General features: G+C 42.5%; 10 protein-coding genes. All 10 read right to left on the bottom strand.

Annotated elements, in window-relative coordinates:
* Positions 1–660 precede the first annotated feature (660 nt).
* Complete coding sequence (gene rplQ / locus J8L70_RS14100) at positions 661–1,062, bottom strand: 50S ribosomal protein L17 (RefSeq protein ID WP_211056234.1); 402 nt, start codon at positions 1,060–1,062, stop codon at positions 661–663.
* A gap of 39 nt (positions 1,063–1,101) precedes the next feature.
* Positions 1,102–2,088 carry a DNA-directed RNA polymerase subunit alpha gene (rpoA, locus tag J8L70_RS14095; RefSeq protein WP_008115371.1) on the bottom strand — a complete coding sequence of 329 codons (987 nt, stop codon included), beginning with the start codon at positions 2,086–2,088 and terminating at the stop codon, positions 1,102–1,104.
* A gap of 24 nt (positions 2,089–2,112) precedes the next feature.
* On the bottom strand, positions 2,113–2,733 hold the full coding sequence (gene rpsD, locus J8L70_RS14090; RefSeq protein ID WP_211056233.1) for a 30S ribosomal protein S4: 621 nt from the start codon (positions 2,731–2,733) through the stop codon (positions 2,113–2,115).
* Positions 2,734–2,754: 21 nt separating this feature from the next.
* Positions 2,755–3,141, bottom strand: a complete 387-nt coding sequence (gene rpsK, locus J8L70_RS14085; protein WP_002959471.1) for a 30S ribosomal protein S11 — start codon at positions 3,139–3,141, stop codon at positions 2,755–2,757.
* A gap of 12 nt (positions 3,142–3,153) precedes the next feature.
* Positions 3,154–3,510: a 30S ribosomal protein S13 gene (gene rpsM, locus J8L70_RS14080; RefSeq protein ID WP_211056232.1), complete on the bottom strand. Its 357-nt coding sequence runs from the start codon at positions 3,508–3,510 to the stop codon at positions 3,154–3,156.
* A gap of 125 nt (positions 3,511–3,635) precedes the next feature.
* Positions 3,636–3,749, bottom strand: coding sequence for a 50S ribosomal protein L36 (gene rpmJ, locus J8L70_RS14075; RefSeq protein WP_002959476.1), 114 nt, complete (start codon positions 3,747–3,749; stop codon positions 3,636–3,638).
* Between the two features lie 22 nt (positions 3,750–3,771).
* Positions 3,772–5,100 carry a preprotein translocase subunit SecY gene (secY, locus tag J8L70_RS14070; RefSeq protein ID WP_211056231.1) on the bottom strand — a complete coding sequence of 443 codons (1,329 nt, stop codon included), beginning with the start codon at positions 5,098–5,100 and terminating at the stop codon, positions 3,772–3,774.
* 10 nt (positions 5,101–5,110) lie between these two features.
* A complete protein-coding gene (rplO, locus tag J8L70_RS14065; RefSeq protein WP_211056230.1) occupies positions 5,111–5,545 on the bottom strand; it encodes a 50S ribosomal protein L15 in 435 nt (144 codons plus the stop codon).
* A gap of 4 nt (positions 5,546–5,549) precedes the next feature.
* Positions 5,550–5,732: a 50S ribosomal protein L30 gene (rpmD, locus tag J8L70_RS14060; RefSeq protein WP_211056229.1), complete on the bottom strand. Its 183-nt coding sequence runs from the start codon at positions 5,730–5,732 to the stop codon at positions 5,550–5,552.
* A gap of 3 nt (positions 5,733–5,735) precedes the next feature.
* Positions 5,736–6,242, bottom strand: coding sequence for a 30S ribosomal protein S5 (gene rpsE, locus J8L70_RS14055; RefSeq protein WP_211056228.1), 507 nt, complete (start codon positions 6,240–6,242; stop codon positions 5,736–5,738).
* Position 6,243: the final 1 nt, after the last annotated feature.

Below are 6,243 nucleotides of genomic sequence, written 5' to 3'. Positions count from 1 at the left end.
ATTTTTTGCCTCACTACCTAAGTAGCTCGGCTGTTAGAACTCAATCTGTACGAGTGCCCACACAGATGATTGCTTTATATTGTTAAAGAACGTTGCGATTAAAGTTAAACTTTATCTCGCTAGGGCTGCGCATGTTACGCTTTCCTATTTTTTTGTCAATACTTAATTTTGATAAAAGTTAAATTTTTCAAAACTAAGTTTTACTTAACTCACTAAGTAGCTCATGCCTCGCTATGCGTTGCGCTCTGCCGTCTCAGTGGGGTCGCATTATAGGGAGATCCGAAAACAGATCAACCCTTTTTTGCAGAAAATGTGAAATAAATGACTGTTCGCAGAATATTTGAGCTAAACGTTTAAAAACCCGACTAAAAGTAGTTATTAACCCGCTATATAAGCTAGTTAAAGTTAAATACATTTACTTGGTTGTCCAATTTGGGGATCACTTGTCCAAATATAATAGAACCTTTACAACATACAGCATGATTAGCCTTTGTGAGAATACACACTTTATACCTAAATTGGTTTAATTAAGTCGATTTAGCTAAATGAAGGTAATAGGTATAGGTATAGGGAGCAATAAGTTAGTTATTTGAAGGGATCTCAAATTTTAGATATTAAAAAGCCGAGCATAAGCTCGGCTTTTTGGTGTCTCTTTAAGACTTACTCTGCAGACTGCGCGTCTTCTTGAACTTCTTCGCTCGCCGCTGGGCGACCAACAAGTTCAATATAAGCCATTGGTGCATTATCACCAGCACGGAAGCCACACTTAAGAATACGAGTGTAACCACCTGGACGGTCTGTATTACGAGGACCGATTTCGCTGAACAATTTACCAACTACTTCATTATCACGCGTGCGAGCAAACGCTAAACGGCGATTTGCTACACTGTCAGTCTTAGCCAGTGTGATTAAAGGTTCAATTACACGACGTAACTCTTTCGCTTTTGGCAAAGTAGTTTTGATGATTTCATGTTTCACCAATGAACTTGCCATATTGCTGAACATCGCTTTACGATGGCTACTGTTACGGTTTAATTGACGACCACTCTTACGATGGCGCATGACCCTATCCTTCTAACTAAACTAATATAGTGATTTAGATTATTCAGCTAGACTTGCAGGTGGCCAATTTTCTAGGCGCATACCTAGAGAAAGACCACGTGAAGCTAGCACGTCTTTGATTTCTGTTAGAGACTTCTTACCTAAATTAGGTGTTTTAAGAAGCTCAACTTCAGTACGCTGTACTAAATCACCGATATATTGAATTTGCTCGGCTTTCAAACAGTTTGCTGAACGTACTGTTAATTCAAGATCATCAACTGGACGAAGTAGAATAGGATCGAATTCTGGCTTCTCTTCTTTCTCTTCTGGCTCAGTTACATCACGTAAATCTACGAATGCATCTAATTGCTCAGCTAAGATAGTAGACGCACGGCGGATCGCTTCTTCAGGATCTAATGTACCGTTTGTTTCCATATCAATGATTAACTTGTCTAAGTCTGTACGTTGCTCAACACGGGCTGATTCAACCGAGTACGCAATACGTTCAACTGGACTGAATGATGCATCAAGCAACAATCTACCAATTGGACGCTCATCGTCATCAGAGGATAAACGACTAGATGCCGGCACATAACCACGACCGCGTTCAACACGAATACGCATGCTGATCTCGCTGTTATTTGTAGTTAAATTACAAATAACGTGATCTGGATTAGCAATTGTTACATCGCCATCGTGCTGAATATCTGCCGCAGTCACAGGGCCTACACCAGATTTAGTCAGGGTCAGAAAAACTTCATCTTTGCCTTCTAACGTTACTGCTAAACCTTTAAGGTTTAATAGTATTTCAATGATGTCTTCTTGTACGCCTTCTTTCGCGCTGTACTCGTGCAATACACCGTCGATTTCAACTTCAGTTACTGCACATCCAGGCATAGATGATAACAGTATACGGCGTAAGGCATTACCCAGAGTATGACCGAAGCCTCGCTCTAGTGGTTCTAAAACTACTTTAGAACGCGTTGGGTTGATAGCGTCGATATCGACTAACCTTGGTTTTAGAAATTCTGTAACAGAACCCTGCATTTTATCCTCTCTTAACTCTTAACTTTACTTAGAGTAAAGTTCGACGATTAGTTGTTCGTTAATGTCCGCAGACAAATCAGAACGCTCAGGTAGACGCTTAAAGCTGCCTTCCATTTTCTTACCGTCAACTTCAACCCAAGTCGGCTTTTCACGTTGCTCAGCCAACTCTAGAGCAGCGATGATACGTGCTTGTGTTTTTGACTTCTCACGGATTACAACAGTATCTTCTGGTGTAATTACGTATGAAGGAATGTTCACAACACGACCATTAACTAAAATCGCTTTGTGACTTACTAACTGACGCGCTTCAGAGCGAGTGCTAGCAAAACCCATGCGATATACAACATTGTCTAAACGTTGCTCTAAAAGCTGTAACAAGTTTTCACCTGTGTTGCCTTTTAGGCGAGCAGCTTCTTTGTAGTAGTTACGGAATTGCTTTTCTAATACACCGTAGATACGACGTACTTTTTGCTTTTCACGTAATTGTAAACCGTAATCAGATAAGCGACCTTTACGAGCGCCGTGCTGACCAGGTGCAGTCTCAAGTTTACACTTAGAGTCGATAGCTCTTACGCCGCTCTTAAGGAACAGGTCAGTACCTTCACGACGACTCAGCTTGAGCTTAGGGCCCAAATATCTTGCCATGTTATTTCTCCTAACCTATTGTTAAACGCGACGTTTCTTCGGTGGACGACAACCATTATGTGGTATTGGCGTCACGTCAGTAATGTTGGTGATACGGTAACCAGCAGCATTCAAAGCACGTACAGCAGATTCACGACCTGGACCTGGACCTTTAATGAAAACTTCTAGATTTTTTAAACCGTATTCTTGAGCAGCAGTACCTGCACGCTCTGCAGCAACCTGAGCAGCAAATGGTGTAGATTTACGTGAACCACGGAAACCTGAACCACCGGCAGTAGCCCATGATAGTGCATTACCTTGACGGTCGGTAATGGTTACAATAGTGTTGTTGAAAGATGCATGAACATGAGCCATACCATCAGCAACTTGCTTTTTAACCTTTTTACGACGAATTGGTGTTTTAGCCATAATACTATCCCCTTATCGCTTAATAGGCTTACGAGGACCCTTACGGGTACGCGCGTTAGTCTTAGTTCTTTGACCACGTAGTGGTAAAGAGCGACGGTGACGTAGGCCACGGAAACAACCAAGGTCCATAAGGCGCTTGATATTTAGAGTAACTTCACGACGAAGATCACCTTCTACAGTGTACTTGCCTACTGCATCACGCAATACATCAAGTGTTTCGTCAGAAAGTTCACCGATTTTTGTGGTCTCGGCGATACCAGTCGCTGCTAAGATTTCCTTAGAGCGAGTCTTACCTATGCCATAAATAGCGGTTAAACCAATAACTGCATGTTTATGATCAGGGACGTTAATGCCAGCGATACGGGCCACTAACACATCTCCTATATTTGAATTTGATAATCAATAGTTTGAAAAGCCCGTAAGGATACTCAAACGAAAATCAAATCACAATTAAAAACACAGGCCGAGATACCTCAGCCTGCACGACTGTTTACTTAGCCTTGCCTTTGCTTATGCTTAGGCTCACTGCAAATTACGCGTACTACACCAGCACGTTTAATAACTTTACAGTTACGGCATATTTTCTTAACGGAAGCACGTACTTTCATTGCTCAACTCCGTAAACTGACCTTATCGACCGTAGCCTTTAAGGTTCGCTTTTTTCAGCACAGAATCATACTGATGAGACATCAGGTGAGTCTGTACTTGTGCCATAAAGTCCATGATGACAACAACGATAATCAATATTGATGTACCGCCGAAGTAGAATGGCGTTTGCCATGCCATCGTCATGAATTCGGGCACCAGACAGATAAAGGTTATATACAAAGCACCTGCCAATGTCAGGCGTGTCATCACTTTATCAATGTATTTAGATGTCTGCTCACCTGGTCGAATACCTGGGATAAATGCGCCAGATTTCTTAAGGTTATCTGCAGTTTCACGTGGGTTAAATACCAACGCTGTATAGAAAAAGCAGAAGAAGATAATAGCCGCAGCTAATACCATTGCATATAACGGCTGACCTGGGGTCAACGTCGTTGCAATAGCTTGTAGCACATCAGCGACAGGACCTTCACCTTGGCCGAACCAGCTTGCAATTGTACCAGGGAACAGAATTATACTGCTAGCAAAGATTGGTGGAATAACACCCGCCATATTTACTTTTAGCGGTAAATGCGTGCTTTGAGCAGCAAATACTTGGCGACCTTGTTGGCGTTTAGCGTAGTTAACAACAATACGTCGTTGCCCACGTTCAAAAAACACTACAAGATAAGTAACAGCGAATACGATAACCGCAACCATCAACAGTACAAAAACATTCAAATCACCTTGGCGCGCCATTTCGGCTGTCGAACCAATAGCAGACGGCAAGTTTGCTACTATACCCACAAATATAAGGACTGAAATACCGTTACCGATACCGCGTTCTGTAATTTGTTCGCCCAACCACATAAGGAACATAGTACCGGTTACTAAACTCACTACTGCAGTGAAATAGAAACCAAAACCTGGGTTAACAACTAACCCGTTCATCATGCCCGGTAAGCTTGTAGCAATACCGATTGATTGGATAGTAGCAAGCACAAGCGTGCCATAGCGTGTGTACTGGCTAATTTTCTTACGCCCTTGTTCGCCTTCTTTCTTAAGCTCTATAAACGGCGGATACATATGCGTTAATAGTTGCGTAATAATCGAAGCCGAAATATACGGCATAATACCCAGTGCTAACACTGAAGCTCGCTCAAGCGCACCACCGCTAAACATGTTGAACATTTCAACAATGGTGCCCTTTTGTTGCTCGAAGAAATCGGCAAGTACAGCGGCGTCAATCCCAGGGATCGGCACAAATGAACCTAGACGGTAAATAATGATAGCACCTAAAACGAATAGTAATCGGCGCTTCAATTCCGAAAGTCCACTTTGTGCACTTTGTGTATCTTGACCTGGTTTAGCCATTAGTACTTCCTTAGTCTTCTACCTTGCCTCCGGCAGCTTCGATAGCTTCGCGAGCACCTTTAGAAGCTTTTAAGCCTTTAACGGTTACTGCGCGTGAAACTTCGCCAGATTTAACAACTTTAACGAACTGAACGTTCTTTTTAACTAGACCAGCTGCTTGTAACGCATTTAGGTCTACCACATCGCCTTCAACTTTAGCGATTTCGTATAGGTTTATTTCTGCAGATACTAAAGATTTGCGAGAAGTGAAACCGAACTTAGGTAGACGACGTTGCATAGGCATTTGACCGCCTTCGAAACCAACGCGTACTTTACCGCCAGAACGTGATTTTTGACCTTTGTGACCACGGCCACCAGTCTTACCAAGACCAGAACCGATACCACGACCAACACGTTTTGGAGCAGTTTTTGAACCTGCAGCAGGTGAAAGTGTATTCAAATGCATGAAATTAACCCTCTACCTTAACCATGTAAGAAACCTGGTTGATCATACCACGTACACATGCTGTGTCTTCTAACTCAACAGTGTGGTTGATACGACGTAAACCAAGACCGCGTAATGTAGCTTTATGTTTCGGTAAACGACCGATAGAGCTTTTTACTTGTGTTACTTTTACAGTTTGCTTTGCCATGGTTTACCCCAGTATCTCGTCTACACGAAGACCACGTTTTGCAGCGATTGACTCAGGAGAGTTCATGTTCTCAAGAGCTTTAATCGTTGCACGTACTACGTTGATCGGGTTAGTAGAACCGTAACATTTAGATAATACGTTTTGCACACCAGTAACTTCTAATACTGCACGCATAGCACCACCTGCGATGATACCAGTACCTTCAGAGGCTGGTTTCATAAACACTTGTGAGCCAGCATGACGTCCTTTAACAGGATGCTGTAATGTGTTGCCATTTAGGTCTACGTTAATCATGTTACGACGTGCTTTTTCCATTGCTTTTTGAATAGCAGCTGGAACTTCACGTGCTTTACCATAACCAAAACCTACTTTACCTGCGCCATCACCAACTACTGTTAGTGCTGTAAAGCTAAAGATACGACCACCTTTAACTACTTTAGACACACGGTTCACCGCGATTAGCTTTTCAGCTAAATCAGGCTGTTGTTGCTTTGCTTCTACGTTAGCCATT

This window comes from Pseudoalteromonas sp. MMG010, from assembly GCF_018100905.1.
In the GTDB taxonomy this organism is placed as follows: Bacteria; Pseudomonadota; Gammaproteobacteria; order Enterobacterales; family Alteromonadaceae; genus Pseudoalteromonas.
The sequence above is the reverse complement of the archived record's forward strand: the minus strand, read 5'-3'. Positions and strand labels throughout refer to the sequence as shown.